General features: G+C 63.0%; 26 protein-coding genes. 20 read left to right on the top strand and 6 right to left on the bottom strand.

The window, feature by feature from the left end:
• Nucleotides 1–66: 66 nt before the first annotated feature.
• The gene (locus D0Y96_RS05615) at nucleotides 67–426 is read right to left on the bottom strand and encodes a helix-turn-helix domain-containing protein (RefSeq protein WP_252263504.1); all 360 of its coding nucleotides are present in this window, start codon (nucleotides 424–426) and stop codon (nucleotides 67–69) included.
• Between the two features lie 363 nt (nucleotides 427–789).
• Between D0Y96_RS05615 and D0Y96_RS05620 the strand changes: the two genes are divergently transcribed.
• The 14 genes from D0Y96_RS05620 to D0Y96_RS05685 all read left to right on the top strand — a co-directional run bounded on the left by D0Y96_RS05620 (nucleotide 790) and on the right by D0Y96_RS05685 (nucleotide 12,446).
• Nucleotides 790–1,746, top strand: a complete 957-nt coding sequence (locus D0Y96_RS05620) for an MBL fold metallo-hydrolase (RefSeq protein WP_117298363.1) — start codon at nucleotides 790–792, stop codon at nucleotides 1,744–1,746.
• 92 nt (nucleotides 1,747–1,838) lie between these two features.
• On the top strand, nucleotides 1,839–2,900 hold the full coding sequence (locus tag D0Y96_RS05625) for a LacI family DNA-binding transcriptional regulator (RefSeq protein ID WP_158562233.1): 1,062 nt from the start codon (nucleotides 1,839–1,841) through the stop codon (nucleotides 2,898–2,900).
• A 172-nt stretch (nucleotides 2,901–3,072) separates the two neighbouring features.
• On the top strand, nucleotides 3,073–4,122 hold the full coding sequence (locus D0Y96_RS05630) for an ROK family protein (RefSeq protein WP_117298365.1): 1,050 nt from the start codon (nucleotides 3,073–3,075) through the stop codon (nucleotides 4,120–4,122).
• On the top strand, nucleotides 4,113–5,441 hold the full coding sequence (locus tag D0Y96_RS05635) for a sugar porter family MFS transporter (protein ID WP_117298366.1): 1,329 nt from the start codon (nucleotides 4,113–4,115) through the stop codon (nucleotides 5,439–5,441). Before D0Y96_RS05630 ends, D0Y96_RS05635 begins: the two co-directional genes overlap by 10 nt.
• A 51-nt stretch (nucleotides 5,442–5,492) precedes the next feature.
• Entirely contained in the window at nucleotides 5,493–6,038 is a 546-nt protein-coding gene (locus tag D0Y96_RS05640; protein WP_117298367.1) for a DUF488 domain-containing protein, read from the top strand.
• Between the two features lie 109 nt (nucleotides 6,039–6,147).
• Nucleotides 6,148–6,897, top strand: coding sequence for a molybdenum cofactor biosynthesis protein (locus D0Y96_RS05645; RefSeq protein ID WP_117298709.1), 750 nt, complete (start codon nucleotides 6,148–6,150; stop codon nucleotides 6,895–6,897).
• The gene (locus tag D0Y96_RS05650; protein ID WP_158562234.1) at nucleotides 6,894–7,814 is read left to right on the top strand and encodes a VWA domain-containing protein; all 921 of its coding nucleotides are present in this window, start codon (nucleotides 6,894–6,896) and stop codon (nucleotides 7,812–7,814) included. The genes D0Y96_RS05645 and D0Y96_RS05650 overlap by 4 nt, the downstream gene beginning before the upstream one ends.
• A gap of 27 nt (nucleotides 7,815–7,841) precedes the next feature.
• The gene (locus D0Y96_RS20380; RefSeq protein WP_117298369.1) at nucleotides 7,842–8,159 is read left to right on the top strand and encodes an RNA chaperone Hfq; all 318 of its coding nucleotides are present in this window, start codon (nucleotides 7,842–7,844) and stop codon (nucleotides 8,157–8,159) included.
• Entirely contained in the window at nucleotides 8,156–9,052 is an 897-nt protein-coding gene (locus D0Y96_RS05660) for an inositol monophosphatase family protein (protein WP_252263505.1), read from the top strand. Before D0Y96_RS20380 ends, D0Y96_RS05660 begins: the two co-directional genes overlap by 4 nt.
• Nucleotides 9,053–9,179: 127 nt before the next feature.
• The gene (locus D0Y96_RS05665) at nucleotides 9,180–9,440 is read left to right on the top strand and encodes a 4Fe-4S dicluster domain-containing protein (RefSeq protein ID WP_117298370.1); all 261 of its coding nucleotides are present in this window, start codon (nucleotides 9,180–9,182) and stop codon (nucleotides 9,438–9,440) included.
• A gap of 353 nt (nucleotides 9,441–9,793) precedes the next feature.
• Nucleotides 9,794–10,384, top strand: coding sequence for an RNA polymerase sigma factor (locus D0Y96_RS05670; RefSeq protein ID WP_117298371.1), 591 nt, complete (start codon nucleotides 9,794–9,796; stop codon nucleotides 10,382–10,384).
• Nucleotides 10,381–10,659, top strand: a complete 279-nt coding sequence (locus tag D0Y96_RS05675) for a hypothetical protein (RefSeq protein ID WP_252263506.1) — start codon at nucleotides 10,381–10,383, stop codon at nucleotides 10,657–10,659. Before D0Y96_RS05670 ends, D0Y96_RS05675 begins: the two co-directional genes overlap by 4 nt.
• A gap of 90 nt (nucleotides 10,660–10,749) precedes the next feature.
• Entirely contained in the window at nucleotides 10,750–11,361 is a 612-nt protein-coding gene (locus D0Y96_RS05680) for a shikimate kinase (protein ID WP_117298372.1), read from the top strand.
• The gene (locus D0Y96_RS05685; RefSeq protein WP_117298373.1) at nucleotides 11,358–12,446 is read left to right on the top strand and encodes an AI-2E family transporter; all 1,089 of its coding nucleotides are present in this window, start codon (nucleotides 11,358–11,360) and stop codon (nucleotides 12,444–12,446) included. The genes D0Y96_RS05680 and D0Y96_RS05685 overlap by 4 nt, the downstream gene beginning before the upstream one ends.
• 54 nt (nucleotides 12,447–12,500) lie before the next feature.
• Here the strand turns inward: D0Y96_RS05685 and D0Y96_RS05690 are convergent, their stop codons facing one another.
• Both D0Y96_RS05690 and D0Y96_RS05695 read right to left on the bottom strand, forming a co-directional pair.
• A complete protein-coding gene (locus tag D0Y96_RS05690) occupies nucleotides 12,501–13,001 on the bottom strand; it encodes a hypothetical protein (protein ID WP_147324925.1) in 501 nt (166 codons plus the stop codon).
• 3 nt (nucleotides 13,002–13,004) lie between these two features.
• Complete coding sequence (locus D0Y96_RS05695) at nucleotides 13,005–13,331, bottom strand: hypothetical protein (protein WP_147324927.1); 327 nt, start codon at nucleotides 13,329–13,331, stop codon at nucleotides 13,005–13,007.
• A 177-nt stretch (nucleotides 13,332–13,508) separates the two neighbouring features.
• Here D0Y96_RS05695 and cyoE point away from each other — a divergent pair, with 177 nt between their 5' ends.
• The 3 genes from cyoE to D0Y96_RS05710 are packed head-to-tail and all read left to right on the top strand — an operon-like array spanning nucleotide 13,509 to nucleotide 15,435.
• A complete protein-coding gene (gene cyoE / locus D0Y96_RS05700; protein WP_434090769.1) occupies nucleotides 13,509–14,519 on the top strand; it encodes a heme o synthase in 1,011 nt (336 codons plus the stop codon).
• Nucleotides 14,520–14,530: 11 nt separating this feature from the next.
• Nucleotides 14,531–15,094, top strand: coding sequence for a DUF420 domain-containing protein (locus tag D0Y96_RS05705; protein WP_117298377.1), 564 nt, complete (start codon nucleotides 14,531–14,533; stop codon nucleotides 15,092–15,094).
• Between the two features lie 11 nt (nucleotides 15,095–15,105).
• Complete coding sequence (locus tag D0Y96_RS05710; protein ID WP_252263507.1) at nucleotides 15,106–15,435, top strand: hypothetical protein; 330 nt, start codon at nucleotides 15,106–15,108, stop codon at nucleotides 15,433–15,435.
• Nucleotides 15,436–15,555: 120 nt separating this feature from the next.
• Here the strand turns inward: D0Y96_RS05710 and D0Y96_RS05715 are convergent, their stop codons facing one another.
• Nucleotides 15,556–17,019 carry a S41 family peptidase gene (locus D0Y96_RS05715; RefSeq protein WP_117298378.1) on the bottom strand — a complete coding sequence of 488 codons (1,464 nt, stop codon included), beginning with the start codon at nucleotides 17,017–17,019 and terminating at the stop codon, nucleotides 15,556–15,558.
• Nucleotides 17,012–17,362, bottom strand: coding sequence for a PadR family transcriptional regulator (locus tag D0Y96_RS05720; RefSeq protein WP_117298379.1), 351 nt, complete (start codon nucleotides 17,360–17,362; stop codon nucleotides 17,012–17,014). The genes D0Y96_RS05715 and D0Y96_RS05720 overlap by 8 nt, the downstream gene beginning before the upstream one ends.
• A 274-nt stretch (nucleotides 17,363–17,636) precedes the next feature.
• Here D0Y96_RS05720 and D0Y96_RS05725 point away from each other — a divergent pair, with 274 nt between their 5' ends.
• From D0Y96_RS05725 to D0Y96_RS05735, 3 genes are all read left to right on the top strand, one after another.
• Entirely contained in the window at nucleotides 17,637–18,107 is a 471-nt protein-coding gene (locus tag D0Y96_RS05725; protein ID WP_117298380.1) for a single-stranded DNA-binding protein, read from the top strand.
• Nucleotides 18,108–18,188: 81 nt separating this feature from the next.
• Nucleotides 18,189–18,365, top strand: coding sequence for a hypothetical protein (locus D0Y96_RS05730; protein ID WP_158562236.1), 177 nt, complete (start codon nucleotides 18,189–18,191; stop codon nucleotides 18,363–18,365).
• Between the two features lie 142 nt (nucleotides 18,366–18,507).
• Nucleotides 18,508–20,739 (top strand): alpha-galactosidase, encoded by a 2,232-nt coding sequence (locus D0Y96_RS05735; protein WP_252263508.1) that lies wholly within the window; start codon nucleotides 18,508–18,510, stop codon nucleotides 20,737–20,739.
• A 36-nt stretch (nucleotides 20,740–20,775) separates the two neighbouring features.
• On the opposite strand, the gene D0Y96_RS05740 is transcribed toward D0Y96_RS05735, so the two are convergent.
• Nucleotides 20,776–21,699, bottom strand: coding sequence for a hypothetical protein (locus D0Y96_RS05740; RefSeq protein ID WP_147324929.1), 924 nt, complete (start codon nucleotides 21,697–21,699; stop codon nucleotides 20,776–20,778).
• Nucleotides 21,700–21,728: the final 29 nt, after the last annotated feature.

A 21,728-nucleotide genomic window follows, 5' to 3' on the forward strand; every position in this document is an offset into this window, starting at 1 on the left:
CAAAAGCTCATCGGGAACATGAAATATCCGAAGCAGAAGCCAGACAACAAAGAAGTTGCACCGCGATCAGCCGCGGGTACCACTCCGCTTTGACCGTGCTCGCGCCGTTCCGGCCGCTTCCGTGGCCACCGTATCCGTCGTGCCGCGAACCGGCTTCTTCTGCCGGGGCTTTACCAGCTTCGGCTCCGGTTCCAGGCCGGGCTCAGGAACGGCGTCGAGACCCGACTGCCGGTCCATCCACTCTTCCAGCCGCGAGCGGCGAAAGCGCCAGCGGTTTCCCAGCTTAAAGGCGGGAATAAAACCCTCCGAGGCATACCTGTAAAGGCTGTCCGGGCTGATTCCAAGGTAGTCAGAAGCCTGCCGAATATCCATCACTTCCCGAATCTCGCTGCTGCGGGGCCCTGAGGCATTGATCGCTGCCTTCATCGCTGCTCCTTCCGGTGGCGCGGGGTTTTTGCGATCCGGGAAGGCGCAAACCTGATCCCGGCTCCATGCTTATATCCCGTCCCGCCTCCCGGTTCAAGGATTTTCCTCGTCTTCCGGGGGATCACCGGTTTTTCCTGGCATTTCTCCGGCTGTCCTGCCTACTACAGATGGTGGAATCAGCCATCCGTTGCCACAATTTACGGCCGCCGCAGCCCGGAAAGTTGTTACTTTGGTTCTCCCTTCGCAATCCCTCTTCCGGCAGTCCTTTCAGTGTGCTTCCGGTCTCTTTTGCCCATCCCTCGCCTCCAAAATCGCATCCTCCCGCCTCCGGCGGCATCTGAAAGATGAGGAGTCGCAGCATACATGCCGAATTTCGGCCGTCTGAAATTTGCCCTCAACCTTGTCGGCCGCTCGGCCCTCCGTCCCATGCAGGGCAGGTCCCATAAGCCCATCCTTGCGGGAGAGCGCGATCTCGGAATCACCTTCATCGGCCATTCGACCTTTCTGATTCAGATCGCGGGCCTGAATCTCATCGTCGATCCGGTCTTCGCCGACTGGCTGGTTCTGCTGCGCCGCATCCGCCGTCCCGGCGTGAAGCTCAAAGACCTGCCGCCCATCGACGCCGTTCTGCTCACGCACGCGCACATGGACCACCTCAACTTCCCCTCCCTCAGAAAAATCATCCGGCACACACTCCGAAAGTCGGGCAAAGCGCCGGCCGTGGTCGTGCCCTGGGGCGTCGAAGACCTGGTCCGCCGCCTCGGCTTCTCCCGCGTGATCTCTTTGCAGTGGTGGCAGTCCGTCTCGCTCGACGGCGGCGACGCCGGTCCGCTCGAGCTGACTCTGACCCCAGCGCAGCACTGGGGCGCGCGCCTCTTCCGCGATACGCATCGTGGCTTCGGCGGATACATGCTGCGGGCCGGCGGGCACTCCGTCTATCACTCCGGCGACACCGGCTACTTTCCCGGCTTCCGTGAGATCGGCGAGCGTCTGAAGCCCGAGGTGGCTCTGCTGCCCATCGGGGCTTATAAGCCGGACAGCTTCCGCCGCGTCCACACCAGCCCCTCCGATGCCCTGCGGGGCTTCATCGATCTCGGCGCGTCGCGTATGATCCCCATGCACTTCGGCACCTTTCAGCTTTCGTTCGAGGGCCCCGACGAGCCGCTGCCTGAGCTCTTCGTGGCCGCGCGAAGGGCCGGTCTCAGCGAGGCGATGCTGCCCCTCGAAGAAGGGCAGACATGGATCTCTCCGGCCGGCACCACGTCGAGCAGCATGAAACCACGCCGCGCTCCCGGCACTGTGCCGCTCACTCAGCCATAGCGGACAAACAGCCCCTGAGCGACTGAACAGCCTCCCGGCAAATGAACAGCCTCGGGGCCGCATGGCGTACACTGGCTGCGCAGCCCGCTCAAATGAAGAGAAAAAGTTCGCACCCCACACTCAGTGATGTCGCGCAGCGAGCCGGCGTTGGTACAACTACCGTCTCCCGGGTCATCAACGGCGGAAAGCGCGTCAGCCCTAAAACCCTGGCCAGAATTCGCGCCATCATCGACCAGATCGGCTATACGCCCAATCAGGCTGCCCGCATCCTCAAGGGCGAGCGCACCCGCACCATTGGACTGGTCATCCCCAGCATCGCCGACTCCTTCTTCGCCAGTTGTGCCGAGGCCGCGCAGCGCATCACGCGCGCCCACGACTCCATGCTCGTCGTCGCCGTCACCGGCAACGATCCGCACGTCGAGATGGAAAACATCAACGCTCTCATGCGCCACCGCGCCGACGGCCTTCTGCTCGCCCCGGCCAATTCGCAGAACGAAGCGCTGGCCGCCTTTCTTGAGCGCACGCCCATCCCCGTTGTCTGCATCGACCGTCCCGTGACACACTCCGGCGTAGCGTCGGTCGGCATCGACAACTTCAAGGGCGCGCGCATCGCCGTCGAGCATCTTGTCGGCCACGGCTACCGGCGCATCCTCTGCCTGGGCGGCGAGACCACGCTCTACACCATTCGCGAGCGTCTGCGCGGATACCGTCAGGCCATGACGGCCGCAGGACTCGAGCCGATGGAAGACATGAGTGTGAAGGATTACAAATCCGCCGAGCACGCCATCGAAAGCCACCTCGCCGCGACCGCTCCGCCCGACGCCATCTTCACCGTAAAAAACAGCACCACCATCTACGCCTTCGAGACGCTGCAGAAGATGCGCGTCGACATTCCGAAGACCGTTGCCCTGCTCGGCTTCGACGACTTCGAGCTGGCCGCCACGCTGCGCCCATCCATCAGCGTCGTCCAGCAGCCGATCGAGGACATCGGCCGCACCGCCGCCGAGCTGCTCTTCACGCAGCTTCCCGCCGAGCAGCCCCAGGGCTCATCGCGGGCAAAGCGTCCCGCGCCGGCCCGCAAAACAGGACCGGTCCGCCTCGAGCCGCTGCTGGTTCTGCGCGAATCCTGCGGATGCGCCCGCGCGGCTCTGTGATCGCCCTTCCTCGAGTTCCCTGCTGAAAAGTGGGAACGTTTCCACTTTCTCCCTTTTTCCTGCTATAGTGCTGGTGGTTGCCGGACAGGCCCCGCGAAAGACGTGGCTTTTCCGGCAATCAATTTGCTGCGCTGTCTGTTCCCCAATGCCGCACAGAATGAAGTGAAAAATTATGCTTAAGGATTCTTCTTCCGGTTTCAGTATCGGCGTCGATCTCGGCGGCACCAATCTGCGTATCGCGGCCTGGACGGTTCGCGACGGCCTGCTGGAGACGATTCATCTGCCTACCCGCCTCGATGCCGGACGGCTCGCGGTGGTAGACGATCTCTGCGGCGCGGTTCGTCGCCTTTATGAGAAGTACAGCCCGCAGCATGCGCTCGCCGGCATCGGCATCGGCACGCCCGGCCCCATCGAGCTGCCCGCCGGGCGCCTGCACAATCCGCCCAATCTGCCCGGATGGGACCGCTTCGACCTGAAGGACGAGGTGGAGCGCCGCCTGGGCATGCCGGTCGTGCTCGAGAGCGATGCCAACGCGGCAGCTCTCGCCGAGTGCGTGCTGGGCCTCGGCCGCTCGCTCGGCGTCGATTCGCTCTGCATGCTCACCCTCGGCACCGGCATCGGCAACGGCATCATTCTCGACGGAAAGATCTGGCACGGCGTGACCGGCATGGGCGGCGAGGCCGGACACATGACCATCTACCCCGACGGCCCCGACTGCGGCTGCGGCGGCAAGGGCTGCATGGAGATGTACGCCTCGGCCACCGCCATCGTGCGCACCGCGAATCAGAGGGTCGCCGCCGGCAAAGCTCCGGGGCTGGCCGGCCGCAAAACCGGCCACGCCTGGTGGACGGCCCGCGACCTCGGCGAAGCGGCGCGCAGCGGCGATCCCGATGCCCGCGCCATCTTTGAAGAGGCCGGCCGCGCCATCGGCATCGGCCTGGCGGGACTGGTGAACACGCTGAATCTGCCGCTCTACGTGATCGGCGGAGGTCTGGTCGCCTCCTGGGATCTCTTCGCGCCCGAGCTCTTCCGCGAGCTGCGCCATCGCTCGTACGTTTATCGCCTCACCGAGCCCGGCGCCGTGGCCTCCGCCAGCATTCCCGGCGGCGGGACGCAGGTGCTGGCCGCCGAGCTTGGCTCTGACGCAGGCCTGCTCGGGGCCTGTATACTTCCCTTCCCGGCGAGCTCCTCGCCGTCAGCAAACGGAGCCCCATGCGACTAAGCGCGACTCTTATCCGCAGCTCGATTGTCGGCGCACTGGGCGGTCTGCTCTTCGGCTTCGATACCGCCGTCATCTCCGGCACCACGCAGCAGCTCACCCAAGTCTTTCACCTCACGCCCAGCGCCCTCGGAACCACCGTCTCCATCGCGCTGCTCGGCACTGTCATCGGCGCCATCGGCGCCGGTCCGCTCGGGCAGAAGATGGGCGGCCGCGAAGCGCTGCGCGTCATGGCGGCGCTCTATGTCGTCTCTGCCGTGGGCTGCGCCCTCTCGTGGGACTGGTATTCGCTGCTCTTCTTCCGCCTCCTTGGCGGACTCGGCATCGGCGGCTCGTCGGTCCTCGGCCCCGTCTATCTCGCCGAGCTCGCTCCGGCGAAGCTGCGCGGCCGTCTCGTCGGACTCTTCCAGATCAATGTGGTGGGCGGCATTCTGCTGGCCTACGCCTCGAACTTCTTCATCGCCGGCTTCAATCTGGGACTGCTGCAGTGGCGCTGGCAGCTGGGCGTCGCCGGCATTCCCGCCGCGCTCTTCCTCGTCATGCTCTACGGCATCCCGCGGAGCTCGCGCTGGCTGGTCACGCAGAACCGCATCGATGAGGCCCGCCGCGTTCTGGAGCTGATGGGCACGCCGGACTCCGAGGCCGAGCTGAAGGAGATCGTCGAATCAATCCACCTCGAGCGCTCCGCAAAGGCCGAGCCGCTCTTCCAGCGCAAGTACCGCCTGCCCATCTTTCTTGCCGTCACCATCGGCATGTTCAATCAGCTCTCCGGCATCAACGCCATTCTCTATTACGTGAATGACATCTTCACCGCCGGAGGTTTCCGCGGCCTCTCCGCCGACCGCGAGGCCGTCATCATCGGCGCCATGAACCTGGGCGCGACGCTGCTGGCCATGACCGTCATCGACCGGCTGGGCCGCAAGACGCTGCTGCTCTTCGGCTCCGTCGGAACTGCGGCCTGTCTGGCCGGCGTCGCCGCCGTCTTTCTCACGAAAAGCCACCAGGGCGATCTGCTCTGGCTGCTGGTCGGGTTTATCTTCTTCTTCTCCGTCTCGCAGGGCGCCGTCATCTGGGTCTACATCAGCGAAGTCTTCCCGACCAAGGTGCGCTCGCGCGGCCAGAGCCTCGGCAGCTCTTCGCACTGGATCATGAACGCGATCATCAGCAAGGCGTTTCCCTCCATCGCCGTGCTTTCGGCCGGAGCGCCCTTCGCCTTCTTCGCCGCCATGATGGTCCTGCAGTTCTTCGTCGTTCTCTTCTTCTACCCGGAGACCAAAGGCGTCTCCCTCGAGCAGCTGCAGCACCGCCTGGGCATCGAGTAACACCGGTGCCCGGCGCGGGCCGGCCTTCTCGCGCGTTTACCATGAAAGCCGGTGTTCACCATCGGCCACTCCACGCTGCCCATCGATGTCTTCCTCGGAGCGCTGCGTGCATACCAGGTCCGCACCCTCGTCGATATCCGCAGCATTCCGAAGTCGCGCCATAACCCGCAGTTCGCGCAGGACAATCTCTTCGCATCTCTGCGCGATGCCGGCATCGCCTGCCGCTGGCAGCGCTCGCTCGGCGGCCTGCGCCACGCGCGCAAAGACTCGATCAACACCGGCTGGCGCAACAGCAGCTTTCGCGGATACGCCGATTACATGCAGACGCCTGCCTTCGCCGCCGCCCTCGACGAGCTGCTCGCCGCCGAAGACCTGGACCATACCGCCATCATGTGCGCCGAAGCTGTTCCCTGGCGCTGCCACCGCTCCCTGGTCGCCGACGCGCTTACCCTCCGCGGCGTTCCGGTCACCAACATCTTCTGCGACGCCAAAGGCCACAGCCATACCGAGCCGCATGCGCTCACTTCCTTTGCCCGGACCGACGGACAGCATCTCTGGTACCCCGCCGAAGGCGAGCTCTTCCCCGGCTATCCCTGACGGAAACAATCCCGCGTCTGCTGCGTCCAATGGCCAGGGCGAACAGACCCCAGGGTCACTCAGCATCGGACCAGCCTGCTTCACGTCCGATATGAGTATCGTGAAGGATATGCAGGTGCGAATCCTCCTCTTTGGCGTACTGAAAGACTTACTGCCGGATCAACCGGATTCGATCTGCCTCGAAGCCGGTTCCACCGTCGACGATCTTCTGCAGACGATGCAGGCGCGCTTCGCCCAATACTTCACCCAGACCGGCCCTGCCGCTCAGGGAAATCTCTGGTCCTCCATCGCCGTCGCCGTCAATCGCGAGTATGCCCCCGCCACGCACCGTCTCAACGAAGGCGATGAGGTTGCGCTGCTGCCTCCGGTCAGCGGCGGAACGGAGAACCCGCACGTCGCGCTCATCCGCGAACCCATCGACACCACTGCCGTCGTTGCCGCGCTCAAGCAGGGCGAGGACGGCGCCATCGTCACCTTCGACGGCATCGTGCGCAACAATACCCGCCGCCGCAGGACGCTCTGGCTGGTCTACGAGGCATACGAAGAGATGGCCCTGCCCCGCATGCAGCGCCTCGCCGCCGAAGCTCGCGCCAAATATCCCATCCGCGACGTGGCCATCGTCCACCGGCTCGGCCATCTCGAGATCGGCGAGACCAGCGTCTTCATCGCCGTAGCCTCCGCGCACCGGGCCGCGGCCTTCGATGCCTGCCGCTGGCTCATCGACACCCTCAAAAAGACCGTGCCCATCTGGAAGAAAGAGCACTTCGAGGATGGAGCCGTGTGGTCCGACGGCGAGCCCTTCCCGGCCGAGCTCACGCCGCAGGTCCACCCGAAACCGAGTCCGGAGCCGCTCCGTTGAAGCTCTGCGCCGGAATCACCGGCCTTCTGCTCTGCGCCTCGCTTTATGCAGGCGCGCAGCAGCCACCGCCGATTCACGTCGACGTGCGCCTCGTGAATGTCTTCGTCAACGTCACGGACCCGGCCGGCGCGCCCGTCGGCGGCCTGGCAAAAGATGATTTCCTGCTCACCCAGGACGGCCACCCGCAGACCATCTCGTACTTCGAGCGCCAGTCCGAGATGCCGCTCTCGCTCGTGCTCGCCATCGATACCAGCGGCAGCGTGCAGAAGGATCTCCCGCTCGAAAAATATGCGGCGCACAACTTCGTCCACGCGCTGCTGCGCCCGGTCGACCGGCTCGACCTCATGGACGTCAACTCCGACGTGCGCGAGGTCGTCGGCTTCACCAGCAATCTGCGGCGCATCGACGCGGGCATTGAAAACCTCACCACCGGCCCGGCCACGGCGCTCTATAACGCCATCTGGCTGGCCTCGCAGCGCCTCACGCCGCTCTCCGGGCGCAGGGTGCTGGTCGTCATCTCCGACGGCAGCAACACCGTCTCCGGCGTCGACTACCAGCAGGCGCTTGAAGAGGCGGTGCGGGGCGAGGTGATGGTCTACAGCCTCATCGACCTGCCCATCGTCGCCGACGCCGGCCGCGATACCGGCGGCGAGCACGCGCTGATCGCGCTCTCGCAGGAGACGGGCGGCAAATATTACTATGCCGAAGCCGGCAATCTCGAAAAAGCCTTTCAGAAGATCTCCGAAGACCTGCGCACGCAATACCTGATCGGTTATTACCCGGTGCGCCACTCTTCTTTCTCCGATTTCCATCGCATCTCGGTCACGCTGAAGGACCCTCCGCAGCCGCCGTATACGCTGCGCTACCGCACCGGCTACTACTCCGCGCCGGCCTCCGTTCCCGAGCCGCCGCGCTGACCGCAGCGGCCTGGTTACAATAGGGGCGTGCCGCCTTACAATGCATCGCGCCGCCGGCAAAAATCGCCGCCTCCGGGAGAAACCGGGCAGGAGGCTCTCTATCTGCGCTTTCTCAGCGAAAAGCAGGTGGGCGTAAAGGTGAAGCTGCGCGACGGTGAAACCGTCTCCGGCTGGATCGAGTACTTCGACGACCGCATGATTCGTCTGACCCGCGAGGGCCAGCCCAATTTATTCATTTACAAACACCAGATCCGCAGCATCACCGAGAGCTCCCGCCGCGATGACCCGCGCCGCCGGGCCCGCCGTGTGGAAGAGGCAGCGCGGAGTGAAGAGGAGATCCATTGAGCCGGTCGAATATTCCCCAGGAGCTGCCCTTCGCAGCACCCGCCTCTGAAATCGCTCTCGAAGCCGGAGCGCTGCTGCGCGAATACTTCCGCCGCGGCGTCGCCACCGAGTACAAAGGCGATGTCGATCTGGTGACCGAAGCCGATCGCGCCTCCGAAAAGCAGATCGTCGAGCGCCTGCACGCCGCCTTCCCCACGCACGGCATCTACGGCGAAGAAGGCACGCGCGAGGGCCTCGACCGCGAATACCGCTGGTACATCGATCCGCTCGACGGCACCACCAACTTCGCGCACAGCTTTCCCGTCTTCTGCGTCTCGATGGGCCTTGAGCATCGTCCCGCCGGCCTCGCCGCCGATCAGGATGGCGAGCTGGTCGCCGGCGTCATCTACGACCCCATGCGCGACGAGCTGTTCACCGCGGAAAAAGGACGCGGCGCATGGCGCAACGGCCAGCCCATCCACGTCTCGCCGGTAAAGACGCTTTCCGAGGCGCTGCTGGCTACCGGCTTTCCCAGCCGCAAGCGCCACAGCAGCCCGAATATTCACTTCTACCAGGAGTGCACGCTGCGCTCGCACGGGGTGCGCCGCGCCGGCTCGGCCGCTCTCGATCTCGCCTACACCGCCTGCGGCCGCCTCGAAGGCTTCTGGGAGTTCAATCTGAATCCCTGGGACACCGCCGCCGGCGTGCTGCTGGTGACCGAAGCCGGTGGAACCGTCACGCGCTTCGACGGCAGTCCGTTTCTGCTCGACAGCGAAGAGATCCTCGCCACCAACGGCGCCTTGCGCGATGAGATAGTCGGGCTCTTCAGCGATATGTTCGCAGGGCGCAACCTGCTGCCCATCCCCACTCCCGCGGAGTACGCCGCGGCGCGGGCGCAGCAGACGCAGCCCTGAGCCGCATGATCGTCCTGAGCTTTTTTCTCAGCTTCAAAGTGCGCGCATCGGTTCCGATTCATCATCGGGCAACAAAATGCCGTACAATGTGCCTGTTGACTCACCATTACTCTGGAAGAGGATTTTCATGGCTTACGTGATTGCGGAACCCTGTATCGGGACGAAGGACACAGCCTGCGTGGATGCCTGCCCGGTGGATTGCATCCATCCCAAAAAAGACGAAGCGAAGCACGGCGAATCGGATCAGCTCTTCATCGACCCGGTCGAGTGCATCGACTGCGGCGCGTGCGTTCCGGTCTGCCCGGTTTCTGCAATCTTTGCCGCCGACGATCTGCCGGAAAAATGGCAGAGCTATACCGAGAAAAACGCCGTATTCTTCGGCCGCTGATCGGCAGTCTTCTTTTTCCCGGCGGCGCGCGCGGCCCTCATGCGGCGCGCCCGTCGGAATCCGGCCTTCCCGCGGCAACATCTGACCCGATTATGGCTGCTGCTCCCTTCCCCTTCGGCTGCCGGTCAGAAAACAGAGCGCTCCACTGCAGGCAACGTTCACGCAGACTCTGCCATCCCACCGTTAATTAATCTTTATTCGTTCCGGAACTGACTTACCCTGCGGATCGGCGGTTTGGTTTCGCAGGCGGACTGGAGCACTGCAGACGGGAAATCTTCTGCAGCCACTATGTTAATGACAGGGATAACTGGATGAGCGCGGGACCAGTACAGCCAAAACCAGTACATCATCACATGCGCCGTAATCCTCCCATCGCCGGAGAGGCTGAGGCGATCGCACAGGCACAGGCCGGCGACGGACGGGCCTTTGAAACCCTCTACTCGCTGCACAAGCGGCGTGTCTACTCTCTTTGCCTGCGCATGCTCGGTAATGTCGCTGAAGCCGAGGACCTGACGCAGGAAGCCTTCATGCAGCTTTACCGCAAGATCGGCACCTTTCGCGGCGACTCCGCATTCTCCACCTGGCTGCACCGCCTGGCCGTGAATGTGGTGCTGATGCACCTGCGCAGAAAGGGCCTGCCCCAGGTGTCGCTCGAAGAGACGCTGGAGCCGTCGCAGGATGACGGTCCACGCAAGGATATCGGCGCCCGCGATCTGATGCTCTCCGGATCGATCGATCGCGTCACCCTCGAGCGCGCCGTCGAAAATCTGCCACCCGGCTACCGGCTGGTCTTTGTGCTGCACGACGTGGAAGGCTATGAGCACAACGAGATCGCCACCATGCTGGACTGCTCGATCGGCAACAGCAAATCGCAGCTGCACAAGGCGCGAATGAAACTGCGCGACCTGCTCCGCACCGGACAGCGGAAGGAGGCCGCCCAATGAGCCATAACGGAAAGACCATGACATGTGCTGAATTTCAGGAAAGTCTGCCCGAGCTGTTCGAGACCCATACCGATCTCACCACGCACGAGCATCTCAAATCATGCGAGAACTGTGCCGCTCTGGTGCGCGATCTGGAGTACATTGCCTCGCAGGCCAAACTGCTGTTGCCCATTCACGACCCCAGTCCCGGGGTGTGGAACAACATCCAGTCGGCCATTCGGCGCGAAGAGACCCCCGGCGGGCAGACGCCCACACCGGCAGGTGGCAGCAGGTAGGCCGCGGGTTTCGATCGCTGACAGGAGCCCGATCGTCGTACAGCCGGAACCGCCGTCTTCCTCGACGGCTCCTTATAATGCAGAGAACGCATGAAGGAGCACGAGAGCAGACCGCAGGTATCGTCTCTGCCCGCACAGATCCGCAGAATTGTCCTCATCGGATTCATGGGCGCAGGCAAGTCCACCGTAGGGGCGCACCTCGCGGCGCGCCTCGGCTGGCCGTTTGAGGACGCCGACCGCTTTATTGAAGCCCGCGCCGGCTGCTCCATCGGAGCCCTCTTCCGCCGCGATGGCGAAGCCGCCTTCCGCCGGCTTGAAGTGGAGTCCATCGCCGCGCTGCTCGAGCGCTCGCCCCTTGTGCTGGCCACCGGCGGCGGCGCTCTGGAATCTCCTTTGACACGGGAGGCGCTCAACCGGCTCTCCGATACCTGCATCGTATTTCTCGATGCGCCGCTCGACGTGCTGATCGCGCGCTGTCTCGAACAGCCCGGAGCCGCGGAGCGTCCTGTTCTGGCCGAGCGTGAGCAGCTGGAGCAGCGTTTTACCGGGCGTCTGCCCCTCTACCGCGAGGCCCATCTGATCGTGCCTACCCTTGAGCTCGAACCCGATGCCCTGGCGGAGAGCATTCTGGAAGAACTGCGCGGCCGCATCGCTCTCACGCCGGAGGCAAAGAGCGCAGTGAACGAGGGCACAACCCCATGAGCTTTGGCTTCGCAGCGGGAGTGAATCCCCCCGCCATGAAATCGCGCGATCCGCGCGGCGTCGTTCTCTTTGCCTTCGCCGTGGCGCTGGCGATCTATTTCGCCTGGCTGCTGCGCGATGTGCTCGTGCTTATCTACGTCAGCGCTCTGTTTGCCGTGGTGCTTCTGCCGGTGGTGCGCTGCATTACCCGTCTGCGCATCGGCCGCTGGCAGCCCGGCCGCGCCATGGCGGTGCTGCTTCTGCTGCTCAGCGTGCTCATCGCCATCATGCTCTTTGCCTTCTTCGCCATCCCGCCTGTGGTGCGCGATCTGCGCGAGTTCGGCAAAGAGCTGCCGAAGCGCGGTCCCGAGCTGCTGCAGCGCCTCGAAAGCCTGCCCCTGCTGCAGCACGTCGACTTCGACTCGCTCAACGAAAAACTGCAGGACTTCGCCACCAACTTCGCAAGCTGGCTCATTCATTCCGCAAGCGGATGGGCCAGCGCCGTCTTTCGCATCATCACCGGCGCCGTGCTGACCATCTATTTCATCCTCGAAGGCGAGAACGCTTACTCCTGGCTGCTCTCCTTCGTGCCCACGGAGCGCCGTCAGCGCCTCAATCTGACCCTCGGGCGCGCCGAGGTCCGCATGGGCCGCTGGCTGCTCGGCCAGGGCTCTCTGATGCTGATTCTCGGCATCTCCAGCACCATCGTCTTCGCGCTGCTGCACATTCGTTACGCCTACGCGCTCGGCGTCGTCATGGGCCTCTTCAACATCGTGCCCATCGTGGGAGCCATCGTCTCCGTCTCGCTTGTTCTGCTGGTCGCCGCCATCGATTCCTGGGGACGCGTCCTCGGCGTGATCATCTTTTATGCCATCTACGCCCAGGTCGAAACCTCCTGGCTCACGCCGCGCATCATGCAGACGCAGGTCAACCTCGCTGGTCTGGCCGTGCTGATCGCCCTGCTGCTCGGCTCCTCGCTCGCCGGAGTCGTCGGCGCCATGGTCGCCGTGCCCACTGCCGTCCTCGTCGCCGTGCTGCTCAATGAATACGCGGCGCAGGATGATCTGGTCGTCACCCCCGCCGACATCTCCTCAGTGAACAAATAAGCCTGAGCCTGCGTCAGGGTGTAACAGGCGGCCCATCGGAACAAGAGATCTGTCTTATTTTCTCGGATACGTCGGAAAAGGATTCCGGGTAAGCTGCGTTGCCGCTTTCAAAAGCAGTCGTCCGGTCGTTGTGTACAGCTTATCGGTAACAGGGAATTTCCACCCTGAAGGAACTTCCACCGGACCGGCAGAATCGGACCAGGGATACTCAACATTATCCGGACGCCGGGCCTCATCATCGATCTGCGGATGAAGCAGATCAATCTCCCGGCACAGCAGGCTGAGGGATCTCAGATCCGGACGTCTCTTTAATTCGATTCGACGCCATTCTTCCTCGATCAGTCTGGGAAGAATTTTACGAATGACATTGTGGCTCAGACGCAATTCACCGGAATCCCCGCTTGGCATCCACAAATATGCCTTGCATAGCTTCTCAAGCCACATCTGCAGATAGTGCAGACGATGACAGGAAGGCAGTCTGCTCTTTTCGAGGAATTCAAATACCTCTAAATCGGAGGCGGCCTGCAAAAGAAACGCTTCGCTCCACGTTCTCATGCATTAGTCCGCAGCGGAATAAAGAGTATCTCCAAGCAGCCATCCTTCCGGAAGAGAGAGATTTCCATCGCGGATTTTTCCGAACTCTTCCTCCGTCACTTCGACAATGACAGAAGGAAATGGAATCCGAGGAGGACTAGCTCCGAAGGCAATCGGTAAAATCCCGGACGGAAAAGTGTCAGGATTCACCTCAAGAAGCTTCACGGGCTCGTCTGTTTCCGACTCGCGCGAAGTGATGATCTGAATAACACGCGTAATATTCGGCTCAATCATTCGATGAGCTTTGGCAAGATCCTGTGCCATCCTGTTTTTATCGATTGTTTCAGCCATCGAAATCTCCAAATATCTGTGCAGATTATACTCGGCAACGCAGTCGTGAGCCCGGTACTTGGTATCATGAAGGGTGGATTCTGCATGCAATGCGGCGTTGTGCCCCATTCGGAATCATGCCATCATGCTTCTGCTTTCATCGGATGCAGCATTCGGAAGAGAAAGGACCGCACGCCTGTGAGCCCGGCTGTTTCCGGCGTCTCCGTTTCCGAAATAAAAGCGGTGCAGACCCCTCATTCGGAGGAAAAGATCGTTTCCGCTTCGCATCACCTGCACGGCCCGCGCGCCGGAGAGACCGCTTCCCTGCTCGCCGATTACCGTGAGCTCTTCAAGCTGCGTGTCACGCTCATGGTCATGCTCACCGCCTGGGCCGGCTTCTACCTCGGCTCCATGCGCTCCGGCATCAGCAGCATGCAGCCCGGTCTGCTTGAAGCCCTCTTCGGCATCGGCATGGTCTCCGCCGGATCAGCCGCGCTCAACGAGTGTATCGAGCGCCGCCTCGACGCGAAGATGATTCGTACCGCCAACCGCCCGCTGGCCTCCGGACGCATCAGCCTGCCCCACGGCATTCTGCTCGGCATGCTGGCCGTCGCCGTGGGAACCGTCTGGCTTACCCGCGAGACTAATCTGCTCACCGGGACGCTCACGCTGCTTACAGCCTTCCTCTACGTCGCCGTCTATACGCCGCTCAAGCGCGTCACCAGCCTCGCGACCTTCATCGGCGCCTTTCCCGGAGCGCTGCCGCCGCTCCTCGGCTGGGTCGCGGCCCGCGGGCAGATCGAGTGGCCCGCCGTCGCGCTCTTCGCCATCCTCTTCGTCTGGCAGTTTCCGCACTTCATGTCTATCGCCTGGCTCTATCGCGAGGACTATGGACGCGCCGGCATCCGCATGCTGCCCGTCGTGCAGCCCGATGGCTGGTCGACCGTGCTCGAAGCGCTCACCTATGCCATCCTCATGATCCCCGTCAGCCTTCTGCCCGTGTGGCTGCACGTTGCCGGACGCATCTACGGCGGCGTCGCCCTCGTGCTCGGCCTGATCTATCTCGGCTACACCATCCGCTTCGGCAGGATCATCCGCGCCCGCACCATCTCGGAGTCGAAGATGTACGCGCGCGACCTGCTCAAGGTGAGCGTGATCTACCTTCCCCTGCTGCTCACCGCGCTCATGCTGAACGCGACAGGAAAGTGAGGCCGCAGACGATGGCATCGGGCGGTGAGATCGTGACGGAAGCGAAGCAGTCCGAATCCAGCGGCAAAGTCATCGCCGCCATCCTCGTCATCAGCGGACTGGCTACGCTCTTTCTGCTCTGGCTCATCTACGTGCATCCGCCGCCGCAGGGCTTTCGCACGCGCCTGCTCTTTCTGCCCGCGCTGAACGCGGTGCTCAACGGCCTCAGCGCCGTGGCCCTGATTGTCGGGTTCAGCTTTATCCGCCAGAGAAAGATCGCCGCCCATCGCGCCTCCATGATCACGGCGTTTGTCTTTTCGGCGGCCTTCCTGGTCTGCTACATCGTCAACCATGCGCTGCACGGCGATATGCGCTTTGCGGGACACGGCGCCATCCGCCCCGCCTACTTCGCGCTGCTCATCAGCCACATCCTGCTCTCGGTCGTGGCGCTGCCCCTGATCCTGACCACGTTTTTCTTCTCGCTCACCGGCCGCTTTCCGCAGCATAAGAAGATCGCGCGCTTCACCCTCCCCATCTGGCTTTATGTCTCCGTAACCGGCGTGGTGGTCTACATCATGCTCGCGGCATGGCGGTAGCAGGACACGGCATGGCTTATATGACCGAGCACGGAACAGAGCAGACTCCCCGCAAAGAAGCCGGAGCCGCGCCCACGCTGCAGCAGCTGAACCGCGAGGACGGCACCCTCCAGCTTCTTCGCGCCGGGTTCTGGATACTCGTGGCCGGCGTCGTCGCCGCTCTGCTCACCGCGACCGTCTTCGGCGGCATCTCCCGCCACGGCCCCCATACCAACAGCGGATGGCTGGCCCTGATGGCCGCCATGACCTGCCTGCCCTTCGGCGTCATGGTCTTTGCCCTCGGCGCAGCCAAATGGCTCCGCAACCGCAGGCTGACTGGAAGCGCTGCTTCTTCCCGCTGATCCGGCAGGCCGATTGCGCCTGCACCACTGCGCTCCCGTTTCCGGACCGTCAGGAAACTCACCATTCGGGAGATGGCAGAGGGAAAAGGTCCGGATTCTGCGGCAGCGCTTCAGAGATGCTCAACGCTGCTTCAACTGCAGCTTAGCGACCGCCAGCCTGACCGCTGTCTCCAGGGCGTCCGCAGCCTTCACCTTCACATCCGACGTCACGCCAACCCCTTCCCAGTCGGTCTTTCCATAGGGGTTAATCGGCCGCTCCTCCGGAATACCCATCCCAAAGTGATCATCGATCCGGTGAAAGACGCCGGCATGAGTGCCGCCGCGCGTCGTCTCTCCAACAAGCGTCGCGCGCTTCAGCATCTTCAGGTCGTAGCTGAACTGCTCCGCCCCGGACCACGTTGTGCCTGACGTCAGCACATACACCGGCTTGTTTGCCAGATTATTTCCGGCAACCGGCGAATGTGTCCACGACTCCACCGTGGGTGCTCCCCGTGGTCCATACATGTATACCGGATGATCAAACAGGTAGCTGGCAACCAGCGACACCGTATCCGGAAAGCCCCCCGAATTGTCCCGCAGATCAAAGATGATCGCGTCTGCGTGGTTCAGCGACGCCATCGCTTCCCGTACTTCATTCCCGCACACTGAATCATCCGGAAAGAAATCGAGCTTCAGATACCCTATATCGTGCGGCAGAATTTCCGTCTTTCGAATCATGCAGTGTTGCTGCAACATCGCAGATCGAAAGCGCGCCATTCCTTCAGCCGTCTGCACGGGTGGTCCGGATGGCAGCGGGTTCTGACTGTACTCCACCACCAGATGCATGTCGGCGCTCGCATCCCTCATCTGGGCGGTTAGTAATGCGGCAAAGGACGCGCCGTGGGTCGCCGCATCATCGTCGCCATTCTTCTCGTGCGTCAGCAATGCCTCTGCCGTCTTCTCTGCAACGCCATGATCGAAGTAGTACTTCTTCAGATCGGCGCCTGCGCGATCGATCACACGCTGGCGTTCTCCTGCGTCCAGGGTTGTATTGCTGTTTGCGGGTACCGCTGTCTGCCCGCCGGCATTCTGCCCCGTCGGCTGGCCGCTGCTCGAAGCGCCGCCTGGAAACGCGCTCGATGCACCCACCCATTTTTTTGCGGACCACGCATCCAGGCTCTCAAATGCAGAAGCCTTCATCGCTGCCGGAGCAGTATCCCGCAGCGCCGTGCCGCGCATACTTCCGTTGCCTGCTGACCAGCTCATTGAAATGGAAAGGGCTGCGACTGCAACAACAGAGAGTACGGCTCCAAAGAGCAGTGCCTCCGGGCGAGGGATACTGCTTTCGAGCACATCGAAACAGGGCACACCCGCCAAACGCTGCTGCGTATGCGCACCCGTCGGCGACGGGTGTGCATACCCATGCTCGCGCGGGAGCGAAACAGCCAGATCGGCCAGCAGATCCGACCACAGCCGCACCTTTGCAGCAAACCCCTGTTCATCGCGAAAGCGGTCGCGGAACAACTGGATGGCTTCATCCCCATAGGCCCGGCGGAACTGCGAGGGATACAGATGCAGCAGCAGGATATAGATATTCTCAGACATAATCCCCCCTCAGAATCTTTCTCGCTCGTGCGACGCGCAGTGTATCGGCAAGTTTCTCGGCCTCTGCCCGGGCCAGCCTTCGCCCATTGCCTGTCAATCGATAGAAGCGGCGGCGCTCCGGGGAAGCTCCCGCCTCCCCGGTCTGCACCACTTCCTCAATGAACTTCTCCTCCAGCAGCGCCTGGATCGAGCTATACAACGTACCCGGCCCAAGACGCAGTCGCCCACCGGTCTGCTCCTCGACCTGGCGCATGATGGCATAGCCATGAAGATCGGCGTCCGCAAGCGAAAGCAGAATCTGAAATGCAGCGGAAGGTAAAGGATCAAGTTTTCGTTTAGGCATATATGCTCGATGATCGATATATCGATCATCGACTCTATGGCGCGCTGACCTTTTCTGTCAAATCATCCCTGCAGGCGGGCTTTGGATCGCGAAGAAACCGGAAGCCGGTCGCGCGCTGCGAAAAGCTGCGCCAGCAGAGGGGGAGGGCGCATATAGTTCGTACAGTCTCGTTTCCGGCCTGCCCGCCGCGCATTTCCCCGCCGTAACGTCCCGTCCGGCGCGCACTCCTGCTATCCTTCATGGGATATATCCGTTCAATGGGAGCATTTCCGTCATGGCAAAGAGCGTCAATAAAGTCACCCTTGTGGGCAACGTCGGCAAAGACCCGGAGATCAAATTCGCGGCCAATGGGAACGCCATAGCCACCTTTTCGCTCGCCACGACCGACCGCACCAAAGACCAGACCGGCAACTGGACCGACCGCACCGAATGGCACAACCTCGTCGCCTTCCAGCGCACCGCCGAGATCATCCGCGACTACGTCAAAAAGGGCTCGAAGCTCTACATCGAGGGCCGCATCCAGACCCGCTCCTGGGACGACAAAAACAGCGGCGAAAAGAAGTACCGCACCGAGATCATCGTCGGCGATCTGGTCCTGCTCTCCGGCCGCGGCGAAGGCGAAGGCGGCGGCGGCAGCAGCTATGGCTCACGCAGCGGTTCGACCTCCTACGACCAGCGCTCGCCCGCATCGGCAGACGATCTCGTGCAGTCCACAGAGATCACCGACGACGATATCCCCTTTTAAGGCCGTCAAATCCCGCGGAAACTGCTTTCTGCGGGAAAACCCCTGCCCGCCATCCGCCGTCCCACCATAGAGGAGGCGCTTATGATGGCGATTATCGGGATTGTCGCGTTTCTTGTTCTGGTTGGGTTGTTCTTCCTCTTTCGCGGTACCGGCCGCCTCGGCCAGGGTGTCTCCGTTCGGGAGCGCAACCGCCACAACAGCGCCAGCAGCGTAAACGTACAGGAGCATGAGGAGCATCGCGCCACCGGTCTGAACTGATCGCCCGCGGCGAAGCATCCACACATCTGCGCCATGCCCGCAACCGGACGCGTTGAACCCGGTTCTGAAAACCAGGCATACTTCGCGTCTTCGCTTGCCAGCAGGGTAAGGTAATCGGTTACAGTGTCCGGTGATGACTTGCATGCATCTCCGGACCGCTCTCTTCACCGCCGCGCTTGCCTGCGCCGCGCCTGCTGCCTCCGCTCAGATCCACTACAACCCGCAAACCCATGTCTTCCGCATCGACTCCGCCGGAACCACTTATGCCTTTGGCGTGAACGATATGCAGGAGCTGCAGCAGCTTTACTGGGGCAAAGCGCTTGCCGCCTCCGACAACTTCCCCGCCGCGCGCAGCAATGACGGCAATGCGTCCTTCGATCCGGCCACCAGCACCACGCCGCAGGAGTATGCCGGCTGGGGCGCCGGTCTCTACGTCGAGCCCGCGCTCAAAATCACCTTCCCCGACGGCAACCGCGATCTGGTGCTGCACTACGTCTCGCATACCATTGACGGCAACACGCTCACCATCCGTCTCAAAGACATCGAGCGCGAGGTCTTCGTGAGCCTGCGCTACACCACCGATCCGCAGACCGGCATCCTGGGCCGCTCCGCCGTCATCGAGAACCGCACCAGCGATCCGCTGCTCATCGAGCAGGCCGAATCCGCCACCTGGACCCTGCCCCGCGGCACCGACTACACCCTCGACTACCTCACCGGCCGCTGGGCCGGCGAAGACCAGCTCCAGCAGGAGGCGATCCGCCCCGGACAGCGCGTCCTCGAAAGCCGCCGCGGCTCGACCGGCCACCAGAACAGCCCGTGGTTCGCCGTCGAGCGCGACCACGCGACCGATCAGGACACCGGCGACGTCTGGTTCGGCACCCTTGCCTGGAGCGGCTCCTGGCGCATCACCGTCGAGCAGGATCAGCTTCGCGCAATTCGTATCACCGGCGGTTACAATCCCTTCGACTTCGGCTACCGCCTCGCACCCGGCCAATCGCTCGACACGCCCGTTTTCTACGGCGGCTATACGCACGACGGCATCGGCGGCGCCTCGCGCCTGCTGCACCGCTTCGAGATCGCTTCGATCCTGCCGCAGAAGCCCACGCCCAAAGCACGCCCCGTGCTCTACAACTCCTGGGAGGCGACGGAGTTCAACGTGGACGAAGCCGGTCAGGAAGCTCTCGCCGAAAAGGCCGCCTCCATCGGCGTCGAGCGCTTCGTGATGGACGACGGCTGGTTCGGCCAGCGCAAAGACGACCACGCCGGCCTCGGCGACTGGTACGTCAACCCGCAGAAGTTCCCCCACGGCCTCAAACCCCTCATCGACAAGGTCCACTCGCTCGGCATGGACTTCGGCCTCTGGGTCGAGCCGGAGATGGTCAACCCCGACAGCGACCTCTACCGCAAACATCCCGACTGGGTGCTCAACTTCACCGGCCGACCGCGCACCGAAGGCCGCAATCAGCTCGTCCTCAACCTCGCCCGGCAGGACGTGCGCGACTACGTCTACGGCTTCCTCGACAAGCTCGTCACCGAGAACGACATCGCTTTCCTCAAGTGGGATTACAACCGCAACTGGTCCGAGCCCGGCTGGCCCGCCGTCAGCCCCGAGGAGCAGAAGCAGGTCTACGTCCAATACATCGACAACCTCTACTCCATCCTGCGCGAGCTGCGCGCGAAGCATCCGGGGCTTGAGATCGAGTCCTGCTCCGGCGGTGGTGGCCGCGTCGATCTCGGCATCCTTCGCTACACCGACGAGGTCTGGACCTCCGATAACACCGACCCCTTCGACCGCCTCAGCATTCAGGACGGCTTCACCTACGCCTTCACGCCCGGTGTCATGATGGCCTGGGTCACCGACTCACCCGCCTGGAGGCATCCCGGCATCACCTCCGTCGAGTACCGCTTCCTGTCCTCCATGCAGGGCGGTCTCGGCGTCGGCGCCAATCTCAATCACTGGACGCCCGAAGATTTCGCCACCGCCAAACGCCTCATCGCCGAGTACAAACAGATTCGCGAAACCGTGCAGCACGGCTCGCTCTACCGCCTCGTCTCACCGCGCGGCAGCGAAGACTCCGTCACCGAATCCGTCTCGCTCGATCGCAGCCAGGCCGCCGTCTTTGCCTTCCTGCACACCAGCCAGTTCGGCTACCCGTATCCGCGCATCTATCTGCGCGGCCTCGATCCGAAGGCCGAATACCGCGTGCACTGGATCAGCTCCGAGCCGGAGAAGCCAGGCCCGCACTCCGAGCTGACGCCCATGCCCGACCACGCCAGCGGCGCCTGGTTCATGTCTCACGGTGTCGATGTGAATCTGCGCGGAGACTTTCAGGCCGCCGCCTTCCGTCTCGATCGCGTTGCAGCAGACGAATAACCCCGGTCGCCCCCCAATCACCGGCCGGAGTGAGCGTCAATGACCATCGGCCACCGTCTCCGCATCTGCCGGAATGGTGGCCCGGTCCAGAATCTCCTTCACCTGCGGAAAGCTCACGTCCGCCGGAAGCTCGTGAAAGCCCCAGCGCGACTCCTTCTGATCGCGGCTCATCGAGCTGAACAGCAGAATCTTCCCGCGCACGTGCACCTCGATCAGGCTCGTCTTCCAGTGCGCCGGGCTCACCTGCACCCGCTCCACGGCGAAGGTGCCGCCCTTGTCCACGTGCCCCAGCAGCCCGAAGCCGAAATCCACCTGCGCCATCAGTGCGCCGCGCATGGAGATCATCCGCTTCTGCTTCAGATTGACGACCATCGTCCCCGTCAGCTCATGCGCCACTCGCGCCTCGTATGTGTTTGGTGAATACGCGGGATTCGGACGAAACGCCAGCCGCACCCGGTCGCCCTCCGGCACGCCGTCGTAGCTGTAGAGAAAGGCGTCCGGCATCATCTTCATCAGCGAGCGCAGCCGGTCGTCATCCGCGTCGTGATCGCGCCGCAGCCGCGCCAGCTCCGAGGGGCTTTCCGCCAGCTCGCTCAGCCGCGCGTCTTCCTTCTTCTGCTGATCCGCATCGAGCGGCTTGCCGTCCTGCTCCAGAGCCCGGTAGAGCGGCCCGCGCGGCGTCTCGATCTCGTCCCGCAGCGTATCTTTGCCCGGCGTGATGCGGTGGCTGTAGAACTCCCACGCCAGATCCCGTTCCGTGTCATGCAGTCCGTTGTAAATCACGTCGCGCACCAGATCCTGTGCGGACTGCGCCGGAAGAGTCTGTGCAGACAGTACCGGCATAAGAAGAGAGAGCCCGAGAAGACTTACCAGAAAATACACGCGCATGAGCCTGTTTGGATGATGATGGCACATCCACGGCCCATGCGCGGCATGACCTCCGTCTGAAGTTTCTGTCATGCGTGCCGGATGAGAGTCCTCCGGCGCCC

The sequence above is a fragment of the Paracidobacterium acidisoli genome (genome assembly GCF_003428625.2).
Classification (GTDB): Bacteria; Acidobacteriota; Terriglobia; order Terriglobales; family Acidobacteriaceae; genus Paracidobacterium; species Paracidobacterium acidisoli.

Bases quoted from the DNA above. Each gene is read 5' to 3' on its own strand.
- D0Y96_RS05615 (WP_252263504.1), bottom strand. From the start codon at position 426: ATGAAGGCAGCGATCAATGCCTCAGGGCCCCGCAGCAGCGAGATTCGG.
- D0Y96_RS05620 (WP_117298363.1), top strand. From the start codon at position 790: ATGCCGAATTTCGGCCGTCTGAAATTTGCCCTCAACCTTGTCGGCCGC.
- D0Y96_RS05625 (WP_158562233.1), top strand. From the start codon at position 1,839: ATGAAGAGAAAAAGTTCGCACCCCACACTCAGTGATGTCGCGCAGCGA.
- D0Y96_RS05630 (WP_117298365.1), top strand. From the start codon at position 3,073: ATGCTTAAGGATTCTTCTTCCGGTTTCAGTATCGGCGTCGATCTCGGC.
- D0Y96_RS05635 (WP_117298366.1), top strand. From the start codon at position 4,113: ATGCGACTAAGCGCGACTCTTATCCGCAGCTCGATTGTCGGCGCACTG.
- D0Y96_RS05645 (WP_117298709.1), top strand. From the start codon at position 6,148: ATGCAGGTGCGAATCCTCCTCTTTGGCGTACTGAAAGACTTACTGCCG.
- D0Y96_RS05665 (WP_117298370.1), top strand. From the start codon at position 9,180: ATGGCTTACGTGATTGCGGAACCCTGTATCGGGACGAAGGACACAGCC.
- D0Y96_RS05670 (WP_117298371.1), top strand. From the start codon at position 9,794: ATGCGCCGTAATCCTCCCATCGCCGGAGAGGCTGAGGCGATCGCACAG.
- D0Y96_RS05675 (WP_252263506.1), top strand. From the start codon at position 10,381: ATGAGCCATAACGGAAAGACCATGACATGTGCTGAATTTCAGGAAAGT.
- D0Y96_RS05680 (WP_117298372.1), top strand. From the start codon at position 10,750: ATGAAGGAGCACGAGAGCAGACCGCAGGTATCGTCTCTGCCCGCACAG.
- D0Y96_RS05685 (WP_117298373.1), top strand. From the start codon at position 11,358: ATGAGCTTTGGCTTCGCAGCGGGAGTGAATCCCCCCGCCATGAAATCG.
- D0Y96_RS05690 (WP_147324925.1), bottom strand. From the start codon at position 13,001: ATGAGAACGTGGAGCGAAGCGTTTCTTTTGCAGGCCGCCTCCGATTTA.
- D0Y96_RS05695 (WP_147324927.1), bottom strand. From the start codon at position 13,331: ATGGCTGAAACAATCGATAAAAACAGGATGGCACAGGATCTTGCCAAA.
- D0Y96_RS05705 (WP_117298377.1), top strand. From the start codon at position 14,531: ATGGCATCGGGCGGTGAGATCGTGACGGAAGCGAAGCAGTCCGAATCC.
- D0Y96_RS05710 (WP_252263507.1), top strand. From the start codon at position 15,106: ATGGCTTATATGACCGAGCACGGAACAGAGCAGACTCCCCGCAAAGAA.
- D0Y96_RS05715 (WP_117298378.1), bottom strand. From the start codon at position 17,019: ATGTCTGAGAATATCTATATCCTGCTGCTGCATCTGTATCCCTCGCAG.
- D0Y96_RS05720 (WP_117298379.1), bottom strand. From the start codon at position 17,362: ATGCCTAAACGAAAACTTGATCCTTTACCTTCCGCTGCATTTCAGATT.
- D0Y96_RS05725 (WP_117298380.1), top strand. From the start codon at position 17,637: ATGGCAAAGAGCGTCAATAAAGTCACCCTTGTGGGCAACGTCGGCAAA.
- D0Y96_RS05730 (WP_158562236.1), top strand. From the start codon at position 18,189: ATGATGGCGATTATCGGGATTGTCGCGTTTCTTGTTCTGGTTGGGTTG.
- D0Y96_RS05735 (WP_252263508.1), top strand. From the start codon at position 18,508: ATGCATCTCCGGACCGCTCTCTTCACCGCCGCGCTTGCCTGCGCCGCG.
- D0Y96_RS05740 (WP_147324929.1), bottom strand. From the start codon at position 21,699: ATGACAGAAACTTCAGACGGAGGTCATGCCGCGCATGGGCCGTGGATG.